The organism is Streptomyces sp. BBFR25 (assembly GCF_044590125.1).
Lineage (GTDB): Bacteria > Actinomycetota > Actinomycetes > Streptomycetales > Streptomycetaceae > Streptomyces > Streptomyces canus_D.
In genome coordinates this window covers 3,206,156-3,226,144 of the sequence record NZ_CP172447.1, presented here as the reverse complement: position 1 = coordinate 3,226,144, position 19,989 = coordinate 3,206,156, and the positions used below count along the sequence as shown (strand labels likewise).

Annotated in this window: 21 protein-coding genes and 1 tRNA gene; 11 read left to right on the top strand and 11 right to left on the bottom strand. The window is 72.0% G+C overall.

The window, feature by feature from the left end; translation table 11 throughout:
* The first annotated feature begins 39 nt into the window (after window positions 1-39).
* The gene (locus ACGH52_RS14575; RefSeq protein WP_059300557.1) at window positions 40-537 is read left to right on the top strand and encodes a DUF3830 family protein; all 498 of its coding nucleotides are present in this window, start codon (window positions 40-42) and stop codon (window positions 535-537) included.
* Between the two features lie 155 nt (window positions 538-692).
* Here ACGH52_RS14575 and ACGH52_RS14570 read toward each other — a convergent pair whose 3' ends face one another.
* Both ACGH52_RS14570 and ACGH52_RS14565 read right to left on the bottom strand, forming a co-directional pair.
* On the bottom strand, window positions 693-2,084 hold the full coding sequence (locus tag ACGH52_RS14570) for an amidase (RefSeq protein WP_076974486.1): 1,392 nt from the start codon (window positions 2,082-2,084) through the stop codon (window positions 693-695).
* Window positions 2,085-2,119: 35 nt separating this feature from the next.
* The gene (locus ACGH52_RS14565; RefSeq protein ID WP_399939603.1) at window positions 2,120-3,103 is read right to left on the bottom strand and encodes a D-2-hydroxyacid dehydrogenase; all 984 of its coding nucleotides are present in this window, start codon (window positions 3,101-3,103) and stop codon (window positions 2,120-2,122) included.
* 187 nt (window positions 3,104-3,290) lie between these two features.
* On the opposite strand from ACGH52_RS14565, the gene ACGH52_RS14560 reads away from it, so the two are divergent.
* The 6 genes from ACGH52_RS14560 (at window position 3,291) to ACGH52_RS14535 (ending at window position 8,150) form a co-directional block, all read left to right on the top strand.
* Window positions 3,291-4,193 (top strand): aspartate/glutamate racemase family protein, encoded by a 903-nt coding sequence (locus ACGH52_RS14560; protein WP_210975323.1) that lies wholly within the window; start codon window positions 3,291-3,293, stop codon window positions 4,191-4,193.
* Window positions 4,190-4,921: an aspartate/glutamate racemase family protein gene (locus ACGH52_RS14555; protein ID WP_076974483.1), complete on the top strand. Its 732-nt coding sequence runs from the start codon at window positions 4,190-4,192 to the stop codon at window positions 4,919-4,921. The genes ACGH52_RS14560 and ACGH52_RS14555 overlap by 4 nt, the downstream gene beginning before the upstream one ends.
* Window positions 4,922-5,312: 391 nt before the next feature.
* Window positions 5,313-6,878, top strand: a complete 1,566-nt coding sequence (locus tag ACGH52_RS14550) for a polysaccharide lyase family 1 protein (RefSeq protein WP_399939599.1) — start codon at window positions 5,313-5,315, stop codon at window positions 6,876-6,878.
* A 151-nt stretch (window positions 6,879-7,029) separates the two neighbouring features.
* Window positions 7,030-7,377: a hypothetical protein gene (locus tag ACGH52_RS14545; RefSeq protein WP_059300551.1), complete on the top strand. Its 348-nt coding sequence runs from the start codon at window positions 7,030-7,032 to the stop codon at window positions 7,375-7,377.
* Between the two features lie 112 nt (window positions 7,378-7,489).
* Window positions 7,490-8,086 (top strand): bifunctional DNA primase/polymerase, encoded by a 597-nt coding sequence (locus ACGH52_RS14540; RefSeq protein ID WP_121703263.1) that lies wholly within the window; start codon window positions 7,490-7,492, stop codon window positions 8,084-8,086.
* Window positions 8,077-8,150 (top strand) — tRNA-Lys (locus ACGH52_RS14535). The genes ACGH52_RS14540 and ACGH52_RS14535 overlap by 10 nt, the downstream gene beginning before the upstream one ends.
* A gap of 105 nt (window positions 8,151-8,255) precedes the next feature.
* Here ACGH52_RS14535 and ACGH52_RS14530 read toward each other — a convergent pair.
* Complete coding sequence (locus ACGH52_RS14530; protein WP_121703264.1) at window positions 8,256-9,608, bottom strand: M6 family metalloprotease domain-containing protein; 1,353 nt, start codon at window positions 9,606-9,608, stop codon at window positions 8,256-8,258.
* 284 nt (window positions 9,609-9,892) lie between these two features.
* Here ACGH52_RS14530 and ACGH52_RS14525 point away from each other — a divergent pair, with 284 nt between their 5' ends.
* Complete coding sequence (locus ACGH52_RS14525) at window positions 9,893-11,782, top strand: putative bifunctional diguanylate cyclase/phosphodiesterase (protein ID WP_399939595.1); 1,890 nt, start codon at window positions 9,893-9,895, stop codon at window positions 11,780-11,782.
* On the opposite strand, the gene ACGH52_RS14520 is transcribed toward ACGH52_RS14525, so the two are convergent.
* Window positions 11,758-12,858: an LLM class flavin-dependent oxidoreductase gene (locus tag ACGH52_RS14520; protein WP_399939592.1), complete on the bottom strand. Its 1,101-nt coding sequence runs from the start codon at window positions 12,856-12,858 to the stop codon at window positions 11,758-11,760. The genes ACGH52_RS14525 and ACGH52_RS14520 overlap by 25 nt on opposite strands.
* A 136-nt stretch (window positions 12,859-12,994) precedes the next feature.
* The gene (locus ACGH52_RS14515) at window positions 12,995-13,588 is read right to left on the bottom strand and encodes a TetR/AcrR family transcriptional regulator (RefSeq protein ID WP_193777771.1); all 594 of its coding nucleotides are present in this window, start codon (window positions 13,586-13,588) and stop codon (window positions 12,995-12,997) included.
* Window positions 13,589-13,726: 138 nt separating this feature from the next.
* On the opposite strand from ACGH52_RS14515, the gene ACGH52_RS14510 reads away from it, so the two are divergent.
* On the top strand, window positions 13,727-14,605 hold the full coding sequence (locus ACGH52_RS14510; protein WP_121703266.1) for a class I SAM-dependent methyltransferase: 879 nt from the start codon (window positions 13,727-13,729) through the stop codon (window positions 14,603-14,605).
* Here ACGH52_RS14510 and ACGH52_RS14505 read toward each other — a convergent pair.
* From ACGH52_RS14505 to ACGH52_RS14495, 3 genes are read right to left on the bottom strand one after another with little or no spacing between them, the layout of a single operon-like run.
* Entirely contained in the window at window positions 14,535-15,038 is a 504-nt protein-coding gene (locus tag ACGH52_RS14505; RefSeq protein ID WP_399939588.1) for a pyridoxamine 5'-phosphate oxidase family protein, read from the bottom strand. The genes ACGH52_RS14510 and ACGH52_RS14505 overlap by 71 nt on opposite strands.
* A gap of 49 nt (window positions 15,039-15,087) precedes the next feature.
* Window positions 15,088-15,294: a DUF397 domain-containing protein gene (locus ACGH52_RS14500; protein WP_121703268.1), complete on the bottom strand. Its 207-nt coding sequence runs from the start codon at window positions 15,292-15,294 to the stop codon at window positions 15,088-15,090.
* Between the two features lie 4 nt (window positions 15,295-15,298).
* The gene (locus tag ACGH52_RS14495; RefSeq protein WP_361463408.1) at window positions 15,299-16,150 is read right to left on the bottom strand and encodes a helix-turn-helix transcriptional regulator; all 852 of its coding nucleotides are present in this window, start codon (window positions 16,148-16,150) and stop codon (window positions 15,299-15,301) included.
* 223 nt (window positions 16,151-16,373) lie between these two features.
* On the opposite strand from ACGH52_RS14495, the gene ACGH52_RS14490 reads away from it, so the two are divergent.
* Entirely contained in the window at window positions 16,374-16,784 is a 411-nt protein-coding gene (locus ACGH52_RS14490; protein WP_121703270.1) for an ATP-binding protein, read from the top strand.
* 9 nt (window positions 16,785-16,793) lie between these two features.
* On the opposite strand, the gene ACGH52_RS14485 is transcribed toward ACGH52_RS14490, so the two are convergent.
* On the bottom strand, window positions 16,794-17,360 hold the full coding sequence (locus tag ACGH52_RS14485; RefSeq protein ID WP_121703271.1) for a dihydrofolate reductase family protein: 567 nt from the start codon (window positions 17,358-17,360) through the stop codon (window positions 16,794-16,796).
* A 61-nt stretch (window positions 17,361-17,421) separates the two neighbouring features.
* The gene (locus ACGH52_RS14480; protein ID WP_121703272.1) at window positions 17,422-18,672 is read right to left on the bottom strand and encodes an MFS transporter; all 1,251 of its coding nucleotides are present in this window, start codon (window positions 18,670-18,672) and stop codon (window positions 17,422-17,424) included.
* Between the two features lie 91 nt (window positions 18,673-18,763).
* Here ACGH52_RS14480 and ACGH52_RS14475 point away from each other — a divergent pair, with 91 nt between their 5' ends.
* Window positions 18,764-19,093 carry a helix-turn-helix transcriptional regulator gene (locus tag ACGH52_RS14475; RefSeq protein ID WP_121703273.1) on the top strand — a complete coding sequence of 110 codons (330 nt, stop codon included), beginning with the start codon at window positions 18,764-18,766 and terminating at the stop codon, window positions 19,091-19,093.
* A 7-nt stretch (window positions 19,094-19,100) separates the two neighbouring features.
* Here ACGH52_RS14475 and ACGH52_RS14470 read toward each other — a convergent pair whose 3' ends face one another.
* Window positions 19,101-19,955 carry an NAD(P)H-binding protein gene (locus ACGH52_RS14470; protein WP_121703274.1) on the bottom strand — a complete coding sequence of 285 codons (855 nt, stop codon included), beginning with the start codon at window positions 19,953-19,955 and terminating at the stop codon, window positions 19,101-19,103.
* Between the last annotated feature and the right edge of the window lie 34 nt (window positions 19,956-19,989).

Here is a 19,989-nt window from a genome sequence, read left to right as displayed (position 1 = left end):
CCCTTGACCGCGGGGCCGCGGGGCACTGCCATGGAGGGCATGGCTGATCGCTACATCGAAGTCTCGCTGGTCAAGCGCGGAATCACCTGCACGGCCCAACTGCTCGACGACAGAGCCCCGATCACCTGCGCGGCCGTCTGGGACGCGCTCCCTCTCGGCGGCGACGTGTACCACGCCAAATACGCCCGCAACGAGATCTACGCCCTTTTCCCGCCCTTCGCGACATCCGAACCCCCGCTGGAGAACCCGACGGTAACGCCCATTCCGGGCGACCTGTGCTATTTCGCCTTCGCAGGTGCCGAGTTGGGCACGAAGGCGTACGGCTACGACCGAGAGGTCCGCCCCGGCACCACCCTCGTCGACCTCGCCCTGTTCTACGAGCGCAACAACCTCCTCCTCAACGGCGACGTCGGCTGGGTCCCCGGCACCGTCTGGGGCCGCATCACGGAGGGCCTGGACGCCATGGCCGAGGCCTGCAACGACCTGTGGCGCACGGGAGCGGCGGGAGAGACGCTGAGCTTCCGCCGGGCTTCGTAACTGCGGCCCCCCGCCGCCGCTGCGGGCAGTCGTGCCGCTGGGGCGGCACGGGTGGGCGCTGGGGGTACCTCCCAGGCCGTTCAGGCACTGGGGGAGGCACCCGGCCAGCGCCGGCCCGCGTCCCCACCCCCCCCGGCCCACCCCCACGCCGGTCACTACTGAGCCGACGTAACCGCACCCCCCTCGTACAGCGCATGCGCAGCCGCCAGCACCAGATCATCCCGATGCCGCGCCGCGACGATCTGCATCCCGACGGGCAACCCGTCCCCGTCCACCCCCACCGGCACGGTCGCGGCAGGCTGCTGCGTCAGGTTGAACGGATACGTGAACGGCGTCCACCCCGTCCACCGCCGCTGCCCCGACCCCTTCGGCACCTCCACCCCCGCCTCGAACGCCGTGATCGGCAGCGTCGGTGTCACCAGCAGGTCGTACGCCTGGTGGAAGACGCCCATCCGCCGCCCCAGCTCCATCCGGACGTCCACCGCCGCCAGATAGTCCAGCGCCGAGTACCGCGCCCCCGCCCCCACGATCTCCCGCAGCCCCGGGTCCAGCAGCTCCCGCTGCCCCGCCCGCAGGTGCTGCACCACCCGCGCCGCCCCGCTGAACCACAGGGTGTGGAAGGCGTCCACCGGGTCCGTGAAGTCCGGGTCGGCCTCCGTCACGTACGCGCCGAGTCCCGCCAGCCGTTCCACCGCCCGCCGGACCGCCCCGGCCACCGCCGGACGCACCGCCACCTGCCCGCCGAGCGAGGGCGAGTACGCCACCCGCAGCCCCCGCACCCCGCCCGACAGGGCCTCGGTGTACGCCCCGGGAGCAGGGCCCAGCGCCGACCAGTCCCGGGCGTCCGGGGTGCCGATGACGTCCAGCAGCAGCGCCGCGTCCGCCGCGTCCCGGGTCATCGGGCCGACGTGCGCGAGGGTGCCGAACGCGCTCGCCGGGTACAGCGGCACCCGGCCGTACGTCGGTTTCAGGCCGAAGATGCCGCAGAAGGACGCCGGGATGCGCACGCTGCCGCCGCCGTCCGTGCCCAGCGCCAGCGGCCCCGCCCCGAGCGCCACGGCCGCCGCCGCGCCCCCGCTGGAGCCGCCCGCGGTACGGGAGGGGTCGTGCGGATTGCGGGTGACGCCGGACAGGGGCGAGTCCGTCACGCCCTTCCAGCCGAACTCCGGCGTCGTGGTCTTGCCGACGAACACCGCGCCGTGCTCGCGCAGCCGCGCCACGGACGGCGCGTCCTCGTCCCAGGGGCCGTCCGGGGAGACGGCCCGGGAACCGCGCAGGGTCGGCTGACCACGCGTCAGCAGGATGTCCTTCACCGTGACCGGCACCCCGTCCAGCCGCCCGCACGGCTCGCCGCGACGCCACCGCTCCTCGGCCCGCCGGGCCTGCTCCAGCGCCTCCTCACCGGTCAGCCGGACGAACGCGTTCACCTCCGGCTGGATCCGCTCGGCCCGTTCCAGGACCGCCCGGGTCGCCTCCACGGGGCTGAAGGCGCCCTTGCGGTAGCCGTCGACGAGCTGTACTGCGGTCAGCTCGGTGAGGTCGGTCATGCGGCACCCTCCGCGGGTCGGTGACGTCGGCGACGTCAGTGTCCGGGCACGTATCCACGCTTCTTGTCGACCACGTTGGCCAGCGGTCCGCCCGCCGCCCAGCTCTCGAACAACTCCACGAACTGCGCGCCCAGTTCGTCCCGCCAGCCGATCGTGTCCCCGCTCATGTGCGGCGAGACGATCAGCCCCGGCACCTCCCACAGGGCGCTGTCCGGCGCCATGGGCTCGTGGCTCAGCACGTCCAGGGCGGCGCCCGCGATCCGGCGCGCGGTCAGCGCCTCGACCAGGTCGTCCTCGACGACCAACTGACCCCGCCCCACGTTCACGAAGCGGGCGGAGGGCCGCATCAGAGCGAACCGCCGGGCGTCGAACATGCCGCGCGTGTCCTCGGTCAGCGGCGCCGCCGCCACCACCCAGTCGGCCCCGGCCAGCAGCCGGTCCAGCTCCTCGGGGCCGTGCACACCGGGGCGTGCGGTGCGGCCGACCAGCGCGGTGGTGATGCCGAGCGCCTCCAGCGTGCTCACGACCGCCCGGCCGATCGGGCCGGAGCCCACCACGCAGGCGCGAGTTCCGGCCACCCGCATGGACTCTCGGTGGCGCCAGGTCCGCTCGCCCTGGAGGCGCAGCGTCGTGGGCAGGTCCTTGGCCATCGCCAGGACGAGCGCGGCGACGTACTCGGCGATCGGCCGGTCGAAGACACCGCGCGCGTTGGTCACCACCGTGTCCGACGCGGCCAGCTCGGGGCACATCAGATGGTCCACACCGGCGCTCGCCGTGTGCACCCAGCGCGGACGCGGGCCACCGCCCGGCCAGGCCTCGCGCACCGCGTGCGAGGCGAAGTCCCACACCAGCAGGACGTCGGCGTGCGGCAGCCGCTCGGCCAGCGTCGCCGCGTCGGCGTGCTCGATCCGGGCCCGGCCGGTCAGCCGGCCCAGCCGGGGCGGCGGCTCGGCGTCCAGGACGAGCAGGGTCGGCAGCGGAGTCGACGCGGGCACGGGCGCGGTCGGGGAGGGGGTCATCGGCGGGCCTGTCTCCGGTCGGTGGAAGCGGGGCGGTTCGGGCGTTGACGCGGAAGTTAACCGGCTGTTGACCTGGGAGTGATGCGAGCGGATTGACCACGCTCGCACCGGAACCTACCTTCGTCAACACGGCCGTGCGTAACGGTGCGTTGCCCTCCCCTTCCTCAGTGTGAGGCCGGTGCGTGCCATGGACATCTCCTTTCTCGGCGGACCAGCTCCGCAACGCGGGGTCGGCGTGGTCGCCCCCTTCGACTTCGCACTCGATCGCGAGCTGTGGCGATGGGTGCCCGACGACGTGTCACTGCACGTGACCCGGACGCCCTTCGTGCCCGTCGAGGTCAGTCTGGACCTCGCCCGGATGGTCAGCGAGCACGAGACCCTCGGCGAGGCGGTGCGCACCCTCAACGCCATCGCGCCCCAGGTCGTCGCCTACGCCTGCACCTCGGGCAGCTTCGTCGGCGGCATCGCCGGGGAACGCGCCATGTGCGAGGCGATGACCTGGGCGGGCGCGGTCCCCTCCGTCACCACCTCCGGCGCGCTGCTCGACGCGCTGACCGAGCTGGGCGTACGCCGGGTCGCGCTGGTGACGCCGTACACCGTGTCCGTGACCCGGGCGCTGGAGGCGTACGTCGCCGAGGCCGGGGTCGCCATCACCGGCTGCGCCTTCATGGGACTGACCCGGCACATCTGGAAGGTCCCGTACCGCGACGTCGCCGACATGGCCCGCCAGGCGGTCCCCGCGCCGGGAGCGGCGGACGCCCTGTTCATCTCCTGCACCAACCTCCCCACCTACGACGTCATCCCGCAGCTGGAGGCCGAGCTGCGGATCCCGGTGATCTCGGCCAACCAAGTGACGATGTGGGCGGCACTGCGCCGACTGGGTACCCCTGCGGTGGGGCCGTACCAGGCGCTGACCGATCCGGCCGCGCGCCTCGGCCCCGCGGCGGCGGGTGCGGCCGGTCCCGCGGTGGTGGGACCGGCGGGTCCCGTCGACCCCGCGGTGGCGGGTCCGGTGGGACCCGCGGCGGCGGACATGCCGGGCGTCGGTGACGGCCCGGACACCGAACAGCAGCAGGAAGGGTGGACATGACAGCACTGGGATTCCTGTACCCGGGCCACTCCGGCGAGGACGACTACCCACGCATCGAGCAGCTCCTGGGCAGCGACATCCGGGTGGACCTGGTGCACACGGACATCGGCGAGGACGCCCACCGGGTGGACGCGCTCCTCGAGATGGGCTCGCCGCAGCGGCTGGAGGCGGGCGTGGCCGAACTGCGGCTGGCCGGTGCCGACGCCGTGGTGTGGGCCTGCACCAGCGGCAGCTTCGTGCACGGCTGGGACGGCGCCCACGAACAGGTGCGCGCCCTGGCCCAGGCCGCGGGCCTGCCGGCCTCGTCGACCTCCTTCGCCTTCGTGCACGCGGCGAAGGAGATCGGGATGCGGCGGGTCTCGATCGGCGCGACCTACCCGGACGACGTGGCGCGGCTCTTCGCGGACTTCCTCGGCGCCGCCGGCATCGAGGTGGCCGACGTGGTCGGCTCGGGCATCATCACCGCGGCGGAGGTCGGCACCTGGACCGAGGAGGAGGTGCTGGCGCTGGCCCGCGCCGCCGACCGCCCGGACGCCGAGGCGGTGCTCCTGCCGGACACGGCGCTGCACACGGCGGCCCACATCCCGGCCCTGGAGAAGGAGCTGGGCAAGCCGGTCCTCACCGCGAACCAGGTCACCGTCTGGGAAGGCCTGCGGCTGGCCGACCGCCGGGTCAACGCGCCGGAACTGGGCGCGCTGTTCACGCGGGAGCCGGTGGTGCAGGCCTGAGAGGGGCGTGACACGGAAGAACCCCGGTCCGCGGGTGCGGACCGGGGTTCTCGTCGAGCGCTGGGCAGGCCTTGCACCTGCATTTCCCCACGGGAAGTGGGGCGTCTTTCCTTGGACCACCAACGCAGTGCCCGCTGCGGGGAGTTGGTCCCCGTGATCAGGCAAGATGATCGTACCGCAGCTCCGGGCAGGGTGCACATCGAGCGCTAGCTGTTCATGTAGGCGGACGTTGATCCTGGATATGGACGGGCATCGGCGCGTCTGAACTCTTGTCAGCTCTCGAAGCTCCCCCTATTCTCACGCCGAGAAAGCGCTTTCCGCCATCCCGTGATTGACATGATCACGCCATGGCGTCCGTTCCGGCATGTGAAGGCGAATGGGGAGACCGAGGATGAGACGACCAGTCGCGCTGCGACTCCAAGCGGCACTGGGCACGCTGGCCCTCGCGGCCGCGGCCGGCGTGGTGCTGACGATGCCCGAGGCGGCGGCAGCGGCCGGCGGCGCCACCGGCTACGCGACCCAGAACGGCGGCACGACCGGCGGCGCGGGCGGGCAGACCGTACGGGCCACCACCGGAACCGCGATCCACCAGGCCCTGTGCGGCCGGGCCGACAGCAGCACCCCGATCACCATCGAGGTCGAGGGCACCATCAACCACGGCAACACCACCAAGGTGTCCGGCGACAGCTGCAGCACCGCGGCCGACAAGATCGAGCTGAAGCAGGTCAGCAACATCACGATCGTCGGGGTCGGCGGCGGTGCCGTCTTCGACCAGCTGGGCATCCACATCCGGGAGTCCAGCAACATCGTCATCCAGAACGTGACCGTGCGGAACGTCAAGAAGTCCGGCTCGCCCACCTCCAACGGCGGCGACGCCATCGGCATGGAGAGCGACGTCCGCAACGTCTGGGTCGACCACACCACCCTGGAGGCGTCCGGCGGGGAGTCGGAGGGCTACGACGGCCTCTTCGACATGAAGGACAACACCCAGTACGTGACCCTGTCCTACAGCACCCTGCGCAACTCCGGCCGCGGCGGCCTGATCGGCTCCAGCGAGAGCGACCGCTCCAACGGCTACGTCACCTTCCACCACAACCTGTACGAGAACATCGACTCCCGGGCGCCCCTGCTGCGCGGCGGGATCGCCCACATGTACAATAACCACTACAAGAGCCTGAACGAGTCCGGCATCAACTCCCGGGCCGGTGCCAAGGCCAAGGTGGACAGCAACTACTTCGAGGACTCCAAGGACGTCCTCGGCACCTTCTACACCGACCAGGCAGGCACCTGGCAGGTCAGCGGCAACATCTTCGACAACGTGACCTGGTCCGAGCCCGGCGAGGACAACAACCCGGCCGGCCCGGACCCGCGGTCCACCACCACGGTGTCCGTCCCGTACTCCTTCACCCTCGACGACGCCTCCTGCGTGCCGTCCGTCGTGAGCGCCACGGCGGGCGCGAACAAGGGCCTGAAGGTGTCGGACGGCAGCTGCACGCCGCAGAGCCCGGACCCGACCGACCCCACCGACCCGGACCCGACCGACCCCGACCCGACGGATCCCACCGACCCGGACCCGACCGATCCGCCCAGCGGGACCAACCTGAGCGTCGGGGCCGGCGCCGACGGCTCGTCCAAGGCGAGCGGCACCAGCTTCGGCAACGTGCGCGACGGTGACCTCGGCACGTACTGGTCCCCGGCCGGCACGACCGGTTCCATCTCCGTCAAGTGGTCCTCCGCCACCACCGTCGCCAAGATCAACATTCGGGAGGCGGCCGGTTCCCAGGGCACCGTCGGCTCCTACCGCGTGATCGACCACGGCACCGGCGCCGTCCTGGCCTCCGGCAGCGGAGCGGGCGTGATCGGCTTCTCCCCGGTCTCGCTGGAGAAGATCACCTTCGAGATCACCGGCGCCTCGGGCACCCCGAGGATCGCCGAGTTCGAGACGTACGCGGGCTGACCCGGCCCGGCGGGGCGGGGTGTGACCGGATCGCGGCTCCGGGCACGCCCCGCCCTCTTGCGCGGGCGCGGGACAATGGACGGTGGCCCACTCCATCGGAGTGCCCCCGCACCCGGGGACGGGCCGTCGTCCGTTACGAGGAGGAGAAGACATGGCGGAGCCCACGCCGCGTCGGCACGAACCGCGGCTACGCCCCGCGCCCCTGCTCTTCGAGCCGGCGGAGGCGGCCGCCGATCCCGAGCACTTCTTCGACCTCGAGTCGATCGACGACCCCCGGGCCCTGCTGGAGCGGGCCACCGAGCTGACCCACGCCTTCCGCGCGGCGGCGGACCGGGCGATGGAGTTCCAGGCGATCGCCGCGGCGCAGCTGGCCGATCCCAGGCGGTTCGACCGGCTGACGGCCGCCGACATCGCCGAGCGCGCCGAGTGGACCGAGGACTACGCCAAGAAGATGGTCGAGTTCGGACGGGACCTGATGCGCGGCGAACCGGCCGAGTAAGCGGTGCGCATATGACAGGGGGCTGGGCAAGATACTCCCTCCCCCGTGGTCGTGTCCCCGTTTCTCGTAACCCGACGGAGTGGCGTCCTCACGCCGGGTAGGTATGTGCGGTATGAGCAGCACACGCAATGCCACGCCCCGCATCTCGGACGTCACCTCGGACGGCGCCGCCTGGCTGGCCTCGGCGGGCGCCTACCCGCGCAGCACGCTCTCGCTCTGGGAGGAGCGGCCCGACGCCCCGGTCGTCCTGCCCTGCGGTTCCGCCTTCGACGTGGTGAGCGCTCCCGCGATCTTCGGCCGCCGGATGCTGGACCGGCTGTGGGACGACGGGCCGGGTTCGGGCCCGGTGGCGGAGTTCCGCGGCCGCATGCTGCTGTTCGCGGCGCCGGGCACCGCCCAGCGGCTGCCGTCCCTGCTCGACTGGGAGGAGTGGGGTGCCCGCGGCCGGGAGGGCGGCCGCAGGGGCGAGGTGCCGCCGCTGCTGTGCCACGGCGCCGGGGACGCGGTGACCGTACCGGCCCCCGCGGGTGCGCCCCCGCGCTCCGGGTCCCGCTGGCTGGTGGCCCCGGACACCCGCCAGCCGTGGCTGCCCGGGCCGGAGATCCTGCTCTGGGCGGCCGTGCGGGCGGCCCGCGAGGCGGTGCGGATTTCGATTTTTCCTCCCGCCGACCAGGGTGCTAAGGTCTACGACGTCAGCAGGCGCCGCTAGCTCAGTTGGTTAGAGCAGCTGACTCTTAATCAGCGGGTCCGGGGTTCGAGTCCCTGGCGGCGCACGTTGGCGATGGCGAGGCATGTTCGCGGAGAGCGCGAACCGGCCTCGCCATCGTTGTTTCTGCGCGGCTTCGCCGCGCGTTGTGCGTGGGCCGGGGGTGGGCTGGTCAGCCGGGGGTGATCTGTACGGTCCAGGTGCCTGATTCCGTGCGGTTCTCGACCTTGACCCGTACGTCGTCGCCCGGCACCGTGAAGCTTTCGCCCAGGGCCACCGGGGCGTCGGCGAGCGGGGGGTAGACCGAGTCGGCCCAGCAGGCCTCGGTGTCCGGGTGGGCGTCGACCACCTCGACCGGGCCGCCCCCGGACTCCGCCCCGCTGTGCACCCGGTACACCAGCACCCCCGCCCGGCAGGACGCCGCGTCGTTGCCCACCGGCGTGCGCACCTCGAAGGCGAGCGCGCTGCCCGCGCCGGTGCGCACCACCGCCAGCTTCGTGCCCCGCCCGAGGCCGAAGGCCGGTGCGCCGGCGGCGCCGGTCACCACCACCCCGGGCCCCGCGCCCAGCGGCTCCAGCGTCAGTCGGGTCGGCTCGTCGCCCCGTACGCAGGCCACCTGCCGGGGCTGCAACCAGCCCAGCTTCCACTTGTGCCAGCCGAACAGGTCGGGGGAGAGCCCGAACTGGCTGCCCATCAGGTCCCAGTCCCCGACGTGCGTGTCCCAGTCGCCCTCGCCGTCCACCGGCCGGTGGTACAGGTCGGGCAGGTCGAAGACGTGCCCCGTCTCGTGGGCCAGGACCAGCCGGTCCGGCGGATGGTTCTCGAAGACCGTGACGACCCGCCGGATGTCGGTGCCGTCGGCCCGCATCGGGGCGTCCAGGTTGACGACCTTCGTGGCGTCGGAGTCCACCCCGGGCGCGTCCGGGTCCGCGACGAAGTAGACGACGTCGTACCGGGAGAAGTCCACGTGCCGGTCGGACGCGGCCAGCGCGTCGCGCAGGTAGGCCGCCCGGTGTTCCGGGCTCCAGTCGCGCCGTATGGCGTACGACGTCGACGGGCTCGGCATCCGGATCCAGTCCCGCAGCGGGTGCGCGCGGAGCGTGAAGGCGCCGTAGGAGGCGCGCCGGAAGAAGTCGCCGGTGGCGGGGAAGTGGTCGGCGGCGAGTTCCGCCGGTGCCGTCAGCGGCTGGGAGTCCGGGAAGGACAGGAACACCATCACCGCGTCCAGGGTGCGGGCGGGCCGCGGATAGGCGGCGTTCCAGGTGTCCAGGCCCTCGGAGTGGTGCACGTCGGTGCGCTGGAGCGCGCAGGGCTCCGGGGAGAAGGGCTCGGCGACCGAGGGCGCGGTGATCAGCGAGGTCGCGGCGAGCGCCGACATCGTCGTGCACACCGCGGCGGTGCTGCGCAGCCTCGTCCGGGCCGCCCGCGCCGTGCCCGCCTCCCGGGGAAGTCGCCACAGGGGGAGCTGGCGCGGCACATGGACCTCCGGACGCGGTTGACGGGACACCGCGTCCAGCTTGTGCATGATTGTCGTATTGCGCCCTGTTCGCCTGCACCGGATGGGTGAGTCGGCCGGGATTTCGCTGGACTTCTCCCGGCCGACACCAGGAAGACACTCACGGAACGTCACAACTGGTCGGAGGCGTGACAGGCCCGTCCAGGTGTGAGCAGAAACGATCTGCCGGAGGGGTCGCGCGGTCCGGAACGCGGGACGGCGGCTGGAAGGGCCCGGTGTCAGCCTCTATGATCGGCACACTTTCCTGCACGAACAGAGCACGAACAGAGATCGAGGCACTGCGGGAGCGAGCGGTGAACGGAACCTCCGAAGGGCCGGCGCCCGCGGCAGACCTCGGCCCGGCCGTCACAGAGAGTGACAATGGCCTGGCTCCTCGTACCGGGCGTACGGGGCCGCCGACCTACCGATCGGTGTTCACCGCGGCCCCGCTCGCCATGGCCGTCGTCGACGCCGAGGGCCTGGTCGTCAGCGCCAACGACACCCTGGGCACCCTGCTCGGCACCGACCCGGCCGCGCTGGCGGGCTCTGTGGCGGCCGACCTCGTCGACCTCGCCTCCGACGCCGGTACCTGGCACGCCTACCGCGAGGTGCTGCGCGGCCACCGGCCCCGGCTGCGCTGCACCAGACGGCTGAAGCGGGCCGACGGGCACTCGCTGTGGGCGCAGGTGACGGTCGAGCCGCTGGCCGACTCCGGGGACTCCGGGGGCGGGGACACCCCAGGCCTGCTGCTCTCCGTCGCCGACGTCAGCGCCCGGCGCGAACTCCAGGCCCGGCTGCGCCACCTCCAGATGCACGACCCGGTGACCCGGCTGCCCAACCGCGCCCTGTTCTTCGAACGCCTGACGGCCGCGCTGGAGGCGGAGTCGTACGAGCACGGCGGCACCGGCCGGATCGGCGTGTGCTACCTGGACCTGGACGGCTTCAAGGCCGTCAACGACACCCACGGCCACCGCGTCGGCGACCGGCTGCTCGCCGCCGTGGCCGAACGGCTGACCCGGTGCGCGGAGGAGGCCGCCCACCCCCGGTCCGGTGCGCCCCTGGTGGCCCGGCTCGGCGGTGACGAGTTCGCCCTCCTGGTGGAGGACTCCACCGGCACCGACCAGCTCGCCGACCTGGCCGGGGCGGTCCTGGCGGCCCTCCAGCCGCCCTTCGAGCTGTCCGACCGCCGGTTGTCGGTCACCGCCTCGGTCGGCGTCGTCGAACGCCACACCGCCGGTACCACCCCCACCGCCCTGATGCAGGCCGCCGACACGACCCTGTACTGGGCCAAGGCCGACGGCCGGGCCCGCTGGACGCTCTTCGACCCCGAGCGCAACGCCAACCGCATGACGCGCCAGGCGCTGGCCGCCACCCTCCGCCCGGCCATCGAACGTGGCGAGTTCGCGCTCGAGTACCAGCCGCTGGTGGGCATGGAGGACGGGCGGGTGCGGGGCGTCGAGGCGCTCATCCGCTGGAATCATCCTCAGTTCGGCGTACTGGCGCCGAATCGGTTCATCGCACTGGCGGAGGAGGATGGTTCGATCGTTCCCCTCGGCCGCTGGATCCTGCGCACCGCCTGCCGGCAGGCCCGCCGCTGGCAGCTGGCCCATCCGGACGAGCCGCCGATCTTCGTCAGCGTCAACGTGGCGGTCCGCCAGGTCTGGGACTCCGACCTGGTGGCCGACGTGGCCGGCACCCTGGAGGAGACGGGCCTCGCCCCGGAGCTGCTCCAGCTGGAGCTGACGGAGTCGGCCGTGATGGGCTCGGCGGGGCGCCCCCTCCAGGTCCTCAAGGCGCTCAGCGACATGGGCGTCCACATCGCCATCGACGACTTCGGCACCGGCTACTCGAACCTGGCCTACCTCAGCAGGCTGCCGGTCTCCGTGCTGAAGCTGGACGGGGCGTTCGTCCGGGGCTTCCAGTACGCGGCCGTGACCGACGCGGGGCCCGGCGAGGCGGCCAACCCGGCCGACGAGGTCATCGTCGAGGCGATGGTCCAGCTGGCCCACCGCCTCGGCCTGACCGTCACCGCCGAGTGCGTGGAGACCTCGGACCAGGCGACGCGGCTGCGCCGCATCGGCTGCGACACCGGCCAGGGCTGGCTCTACTCCCGGCCGGTGGCACCGGACCGCATCTCCGCGCTGCTGGGCCACGCGGGCCCCGGCGGCCCCGCCGGGGTTCAGGCGGGCGTCGGCAACCCGTAGGCGTCGGCGATCAGTTCGTAGGAGCGCAGGCGTACGTCGCCGCCGTGGGCGTTGGCGGTGAGCATCAGCTCGTCGGCGCCGGTGCGCTTGTGCAGGTCGTCGAGGCCGGACCGCACCTCGTCGGCGGTGCCGTGGATGACGTTGGCGTTCCAGGACCGCACGAACTCCTCCTCCATCGGGCTGAAGTCGTACGCCTCGGCCTCCTCCGGCGTCGGCACCAGACCCGGGCGTCCGGTGCGCAGCCGCACCATGTTCAGCGCGGCGGCGAGCACCTGCCTGCGGGCCTCCTTCTCGTCGTCGGTGGCGAGCGCGGAGACGCCGATGAGGGCGTACGGGGCGTCCAGGACGGCGGAGGGGCGGAAGGACTCGCGGTACAGGTCGAGCGCCGGGATCGTGTTCTGCGCCGAGAAGTGGTGCGCGAAGGCGAAGGGCAGCCCGAGGGTGCCGGCCAGCCGCGCGCTGAACCCGGAGGAGCCGAGCAGCCACACCGGCGGCCGGTGCGCCGACTGCACGCCGCCGGGCGAGGTGGCCTGCACGGGGCCCGGCACGGCATGGATACGGGCGTACGGGTGGCCGTCCGGGAAGTCGTCGTCCAGGAACCGGACCAGCTCGGCGAGCTGCTGCGGGAAGTCGTCGGCGCCCTCGTTCAGCCGGTCGGTGCGGCGCAGGGCGGCGGCGGTGGCCCCGTCGGTGCCCGGGGCGCGGCCGAGGCCGAGGTCGACGCGCCCCGGCGCCATGGCCTCCAGCGTCCCGAACTGCTCCGCGATGACGAGCGGCGCGTGGTTGGGCAGCATGACGCCGCCGGACCCGAGGCGAATGCGGTCGGTGTGGGCCGCCAGGTGGGCCAGGAGCACCGCGGGGGAGGAGGAGGCGACGCCGGGCATGGAGTGGTGCTCGGCGACCCAGTACCGCTGGAAACCGCGGCCTTCGGCGAGCCGCGCGATGTCCACGCTGGTCCGCAGCGCGTCGGTGGCGGTCCGACCGGCACCTACGGTCACCAGGTCCAGTACGGAGAGGGGGACGGGAGCGGTGCCGTGGGCGGTGCCCCGGATCTCCTCTGCGGCGTCTGCGGGCATGGTGGGGTGCCTCCTGAGCTTCGACGTGTTCGTACGCGGGTCGCTTCGCGACGTAACAGGAGGGGGCCTCCGGTTATTCCCCGGTCGATCGCGGGTGAGCGGTCGGGACGCGCACATCGCGTTCCGTGCGAGCGGCTCACGAGGTCGGGGCGTTCACCAGCGTGGCGATCAGGCGGGTCAGGAGCGGGCGCGGGTCGGGTGTCCCCGGCCAACCGGTCATCAGGAGATGGTGGGCGGTGCCGACGACGGCGAGGGCCACCGAGGGCGGGTCGACGGTCTGTGCCACGCGGCCGAGCCTCCGCTCCGCCTCCAGGTAGTCGGCAATGGCCTCCTGGATCGCGGTGAAGCCCGGCGCACCCCTCTCCAGAGCCTCGCGGATGCTCAGAGTGGCGGCCGGGCGGGTCATGGCAAGGCCGGACAGGGCGAGGCCGCCGGAGTCGAACAGGGCGAGAGCGACGGTGTCCAGGTTGTGCTCCACTGTGCCGTGACCGGCGAATCCGGACAGGGTCCGTGCCCTCGTCGCCGTCTTCGCGAACCGGTCCAGGCACAGTGCGGCCACGAATCCGTCGAACCCGGCGAAGTGCGCGTGCAGCAGTCCCTTAGCGCAGCCGGCTTCGATGGTGACCGCCCGGCTGGTGAGCGCGCCGGGGCCGTCCCTCTCCACGATGCGCTCGGCCGCCGCGAAGAGTCGCTCGCGTACGTCCGGTGTCGCCACTCCCCGCGGTGCCATGGATCCCTCATTCGTCCCGGATCGGTCGCCCCGGCTGGGCTCGACACCGTGGATCGTAACGGGGATTGCAGGGTTTGGGCACTTGCCCATACTGTTTGGGCGCACGCCCATTCTCCGTCGTTCACCCGGGAGGCACCTGTGCCGGACATCGTCAACACCGAGCAGGCTCAAGCGTGGAACGGCCCTGAGGGAGTCCACTGGGCGCGCAACCAGGACCGCTGGAACGCCGTGAACGAGGGCTTCGACGAGCCCCTCCTCGACGCCGCTGGTGTCACCGGAGAGGACCGGGTTCTCGACCTCGGTTGCGGCTCGGGGCAGACCACGCGGTGCGCCGCGCTGCGGGCACCCCGCGGACACGCGCTGGGTCTCGACCTGTCCGGTCCGATGCTGGCCGAGGCCAGGAGCCGCGCCGAGTGGGAAGGCGTCGCGAATGTCTCCTTCGCGCAGGGTGACGCGCAGGTCCACGCCTTCGAGGCGGGGGCGTTCGACGCGGCGGTCAGCCGCTACGGCGTGATGTTCTTCGCCGACCCCGTGGCCGCCTTCGGCAACGTCGGCCGGGCGTTGCGCCCCGGCGGGCGGCTGGCGTTCGTCTGTCCTGCTGACGCGATGCTGAACGGCTGGGTCACGGCGATGGCGTCACTGCGCGAGGTCCTGCCGGTGGGCGACTTCGGACAGCCCGGTCTGCCCGGCATGTTCTCCCTGGCCGCCCCGGACCGCATCGGCGACGTCCTCGCCGCGGCGGGCTTCGTCGACATCGACGTCAACCAGGTCCGGGCCTACGGGACGTGGGGGCAGGGCGCCGAGGACGCGGCGGAGTTCCTCCTGGGCACGGGCCCCGGCCGCCACCTCATGGACCTGGCCGACCCGACCGCGCGGGCCCGCGCCCGCGGCATCCTGACGGACCATCTGCGCGCGCATGAGACGGCTGACGGTACGGTCCGGCTCCTCAGCACGTCGTGGCTGGCCACGGCGGACCGCCCGTGCGCCGCTGGCCGAGCCATGATCCGTCACGCATGATGACCCGGCCGCGAAGCTCCGGCTCTCCGTGCCAGGCGCGCACCGTCGTCGGCTCGACACGCAGGTAGACGAAGGCACTCCGCTCGGTCCGCGGATCCCAGCCGAACTTGCCCGTGAAGGAGTCCGACGCCTCGCCGGGTACCTCGCTCGCGGGGTACGCCTCTGCCTCGCCTTGCAGCAACACCACATCGGAGGTGTCCGGCAGGGACAGGCGTACACGCGGGTCCTCACGAAGGTTGCGCGCGGTCGCGGAGGAGGCGTTGGTGCACATCCACACCGCTCGCCCGTCCCAGAGGAACCACAAGGGCACCTGGTGCGGGCCGTGGTCGGGGTGGGCCGTCGACACCCACACGTCGCGCTCCGTGCGCAGCCGTTCCAGGGTGTCGCGCCTGCGCTCCGCCGCAGTGCGGTGCGTGGTCTCCGTCGTCTGCATGGATGTCGACCATAGGTATCACGATCGTGACGCGCATCGGGCGCGAGTCCTAGGCCGAGGTGCGTAGGCCCCGGGGCGCGTTTCGGAGGGGGGCGAGGAAGGCGGCGAACACGGGGGCGGGGAAGGTGAGTACGGCTCGGGCGGGTGCCTTGGAATCGCGGACGGCTATGTGGGGGTGGTCGAGGGCGACCTCTACGCAGGCGTTGCCTTCGCCGCCACCGGAGTAGGACGACTTCTTCCATGCACCGCGTGCCATCGGGTCACAGCTCCTTCGCCAACCGGTGAATGAAGTCACGAGAACGCTCTGGCTCGAAGGCCGCTTCTTCCACTCTACGGAACAGCGTGCGAAAGTGGCTCAGTTGGGCTGATGCGTCGACAAAGACGGTGCCATGCGGGGTGTCGCGGACGACTGTGTCCAGTTGGGGGACGGGCCCGCCCGCGTACACCATCGCGCTGCCCGCGCCCGCGAAACCGTTCACGGTGAACGGAATGACGCGTACGGTCACGTGGGCCGCTTCGGACAGGCTCAGGATGTGCGCGAGCTGGGTCCTCATGCCGTCGCCGTCGACCACCTTGATGCGTAGGGCCGCTTCATGGATGACGGCTTCGTACGGGATCGGCTGCGGTCGCTCGACAATGATCCTGCGCTTCATGCGATGGTCCACCCAGCGCTGGATCTCCTCGCCTGAGAACTGAGGGTTGACGTAGGAGAAGAGGGCGCGAGCGTAGTCCGGCGTCTGCAAAAGCCCCGGCACGTGCAGGAAGTCCACGTCCCACCGACGAGATGCATGGTGCTCCAACTCGGAGAGGTCCAGGAAGGGGTGGGGAAGTGATCCCCGGTACTCCTCCCACCATCCGTGCGGGCGCCCGGTGGCCATCGTCACCAGTGCCGTGATCAGGTCCTCGTCCGCACAGGCGTAGTGCGCGGCGAGGCGCCGCAGGCGCTCCTCACTCACACCCGCGATGCCACTTTCGATCTGACTGATCTGAACGGAGTTCACGCCGAGAAGGCTCGCGGCCTCGGTCGCCTTGAGCCCGGCGGCTTCCCGCATCTTGCGCAGCTCGATCCCCAGGCGCTCCTGGCGGGCCGTGGGCGTACGTCTGGGCGGCACGTCTCGTCTCCTCTGTGTTCAACGGCCGCTCGCAGGCAGCCCGTTCGAGGCAACGTTACGCGATCCGCTTGCAGCGTCATAAATATATGCCCTACCTTCAGTGACGTGAGGCGCACGCAGTGCGACTCTTCAATGTCGGAAGCGCACCGCTTTGCCCTGTCATGGCAGCGCGGCATGGACACCGGCACCGCGACCACCCCCCCCATCCCCGAAGGGAACCGGCATGCCCGAAAACGATCCGTGGGAGTACTCCCTCTACATCCCGAACGACCTCAGAGCCGTCACCGTCTGCCGCCGGACGCTGCGTCTGATCCTGACGATGCACGGGCTGATCCGCATGGTCGACCTTGCCGAACTGCTCGCGACGGAGCTGGTGTCCAATGCCGTACGGCATACGAAAGGGCCTGCCGCGCTGCGGGTGCGTTGGTCCGGGACGGGGGTTCTTCGGCTCGGCGCCTGGGACGCGGACCCTTCGCCGCCCCGGCCGCCGCAGCCGTTCGACCGGGCCGTGGACCGGGAGGACGGGCGGGGGCTGGCGTTGGTCCGGGCGTGCGCGGACGTGTGGGGATGGCAGCCGCTCGCACGGGAGGGCAACCGGGGCAAGTACGTGTGGTGCGAGCTGGGGGCGGCTTGACGGGCCGGGTCAGCGGGCCATGCGGTGGCGGAGGTAGGCGACGTTCGATCCGAAGGTGCGGGACTCGACGAGTTCGAGGTTCACCCTGCGCCCGTGGTGGGGGAAGAACGGGGTGCCGCCGCCGACCAGTACCGGGTGGACCATGGCCCGGTACTCGTCGATCAGGTCGGAATCGGCGGCCTCGGCGGCGAGGGTCGCGCCGCCGATCGCGATGTCGCCGTCGCCGGGTTCCGCCCGCCAGCGCTCGATCTCCTCCGCCAGGGTGCCGGAGGCCAGGCGGGTGTTGGTGCCCCGGACCGCCGGCAGCGTCCTGGAGAACACCACCTTCGGCAGCGCCTTCCACAGCGCGGCCCACTCCAGCTCCGCGGCGCCGAGCGGCTCGTCCTGCTCGGCGGTCTCCCAGTACAGCATCGTCTCGTACAGCCGCCGCCCCAGCAGGTGCACGCCGGTCTCGCGGATCTCGTCCATCCAGTACCGGAAGACCGTCTCGTCCGGGTCGCTCCAGTCGATGTCGCCGCTCGCGTCGACGATGTAGCCGTCGAGGGACACGTTCATCGAATAGGTCACGCTGCGCATCGCAGGCCTCCTCGGTAGCCGCTCGGGTTCGACGGTACGGCCTCGTACGGATGGGCGCCGGTCAGTCGACGGTGCTCGCCTCCCGTACGCCCGTCCCCGACGCCGGTACGGCCCCGGAGTGCCGTCGCCGACGTTCCCGTACCCACTCGACGACCACGGCGGAGAAGCAGAGCAGCGCCGTGAGGACGGAGAAGGCGGCGAAGACCGTGGTATCGGCCCAGACGGTCGCGCCGATGCCGACGAGGAGCGTGGGCGTGATGAGCGCGCCGTAGGCGAGCAGGTAGAACATCGACATGACGGCCCCGCGCCGGTCGGCGGGGATGCCGGCGGTGAGGTGGCGCAGGGAGCCGCCGAAAGCGAGCCCGTACGCGGCGCCCTGGAGAGCGACGGTGACGATGATGAGGACGGCGTTGCCGGTCGCGAAGGCACCCACTCCGGCCAGCATGAGCACGGCGAGCGCCGTGTCGCCGACGAGGGCGACCGTGCGGGCCGGACGACGGGCGCTGAGGATCTGGGTGCAGACGGCGGAGAGGGTCACGGCCGCGATGACGACACCGCCGAAGAACGGGCCGTCCACGTTCGCGGCGTCGGCGGCGATCGAGGGTTCCAGCGAGAAGCAGACCCCGAGGACGGCCCAGGCGGCCCCCGCGCCCATCACGGCGAAGGTGAAGCGTCCGCGCATCTCCCTGGGCACCTGCGGACGCGGGATTCCCAGGGGCGCCGTACCGGGCGAGGGGTGCGGTTCGCGCATCACCAGGAGGAGGACAAACAGGACGAGGCCGATCAGCGCGTCGGTGAGGTAGGGCAGGAGCAGGGGGTGGAAGCCGGTCTGGGCGAGGGCCGCGGTACCGAGCGCGGCGGCGGCGATGCCGATGTTGAACGCGACGGCGGTGAGCGTCCCGCTGCGCGCCGCCCGCTCGGGGCTCACGTCCAGCAGGGCGGCTCCGCCGACGACGACGATCGCGCCGATGCCCAGGCCGTTGAGCATCCGGGCCACGACGAGGTACGCGGGTCCTGCGGCCAGCACGAAGACGGCGAGCCCGGCGAGCAGCAGCAGGACGGCGACGACGAGCACGGGCCGACGGCCGTAGCGGTCGGACAGAGCGCCGGACAGGAGGATCGCGACGACCGCGACGGCCCCATACGCGGCGAATATGACGGTGGTGAGAACGGGAGGGTAGTCCCACTTCTCGGCGTACAGGGAGTAGAGGGGTGAGGGGATGGCGGAGGTCGCCTGCCCGAGCATGAGGAGGACGAGGAGGGCCGGGTAGCTCCATGACTGGGGGCGGCGGCCCTGGGAGAGTTCCCGCACGAGGACTCCAGGGGAAAGAGAAGTATGATGTGCTTCGTACTTCGAGGATGCTAAGGAGAAGTATGATGCTCGTCAAACTTGGTGGCGTCTGATGCCGCCCTGGGAGGTCCCGTCCGACCAGTTGCCGCCCGTCGCCGCGGTCCAGAAACTGCTGCGCGCGCTCGCGGATCCGGTACGCCTGGAAATGGTGCGGCGTCTGGCAGTGGATCCGGCCGGCGAAGCGCCCTGCTCGGATCTCTACGAGGGCCTGAACAAGTCCACCGCCACCCACCACTTCAAGATCCTCGTGGAGGTGGGCGTCTTCCATCCGGTCATGGTCGGCCCCTCTCGGGGCCACCGCCTGCGGCGTGACGCGCTGCGGGAGGCGGCGCCCGGTCTGCTGGACGCGCTGATGGGTGCTCTGGCCCGCGAGAATCGGTGAGTGGGCTTCAGGCGGCGAGGTCGGCCGCGAGCCGGTCCGCGGCGGTGCGGGGCTCGCGGCCGAGGAGTTCGGTCAGCAGTGGGTCGGTGTCGGTGAAGTAGCCCGCGCGGGCTGCCTGGTACCAGGTGAGCATCAGCCGGGCCACCTGCTCCGGCACACCCGTCGTGACCTGGTCGGCGACCCACTGGTCGTCGTCCGGGACGACGCGCTTCACCGTGCGGCCGGTGAGGTCCGAGGTGATCCGGGCGAAGTCGTCGAAGGTGAGGGCGGTCGGCGCGGTGAGGGTGACGGGGCCGTCGAAGGAGCGGTCGCCGACGAGGAGGGCCGCGGTGGCCTCGGCGATGTCGGCACGGTCGGTGTACGGGACGGGGCCGTCGTTCGGCCGGGCGATCACGCCGGTCCGCTGCCACGGGCCGAGGACCTGGTCGAGCGGGCCGTAGGCGCCGTTGCGCAGTGCGGTCCAGGCGACCCCGGAGTCGCCGAGGATCGCCTCGGTGGCGAGGTGGAACTCCGACGGCGGGTACGGGTTGCCGGGGACGGCGCCCTGCTGGCTCGTGTAGAGGATCCGCCGGGCACCGGCCGCGACCGCGGCTTCGACGGCGTCGCGGTGCAGGGCGACCAGGTCGGCGGCCGGGTCGTTGCCGGACACCAGGAGGACCTGGTCGGCACCGGCGAAGGAGTCGCGCAGCGCGGCCGGGTCCTCGTAGGAGCCCTGCCGCACGCGCACGCCGCGGTCGGCGAGGTGCCGAGCCTTGGCGGTGTCGCGGACGCTGACACCGATCTCGTCGGCGGGTACGCGCTTGAGGAGGTGCTCGACGGTGGCGCCGCCCAGCCCGCCGGTGGCGCCGGTGACAACGATCATGTTTTCGGCCTTCCCAATAAGTTGACCAGCATGG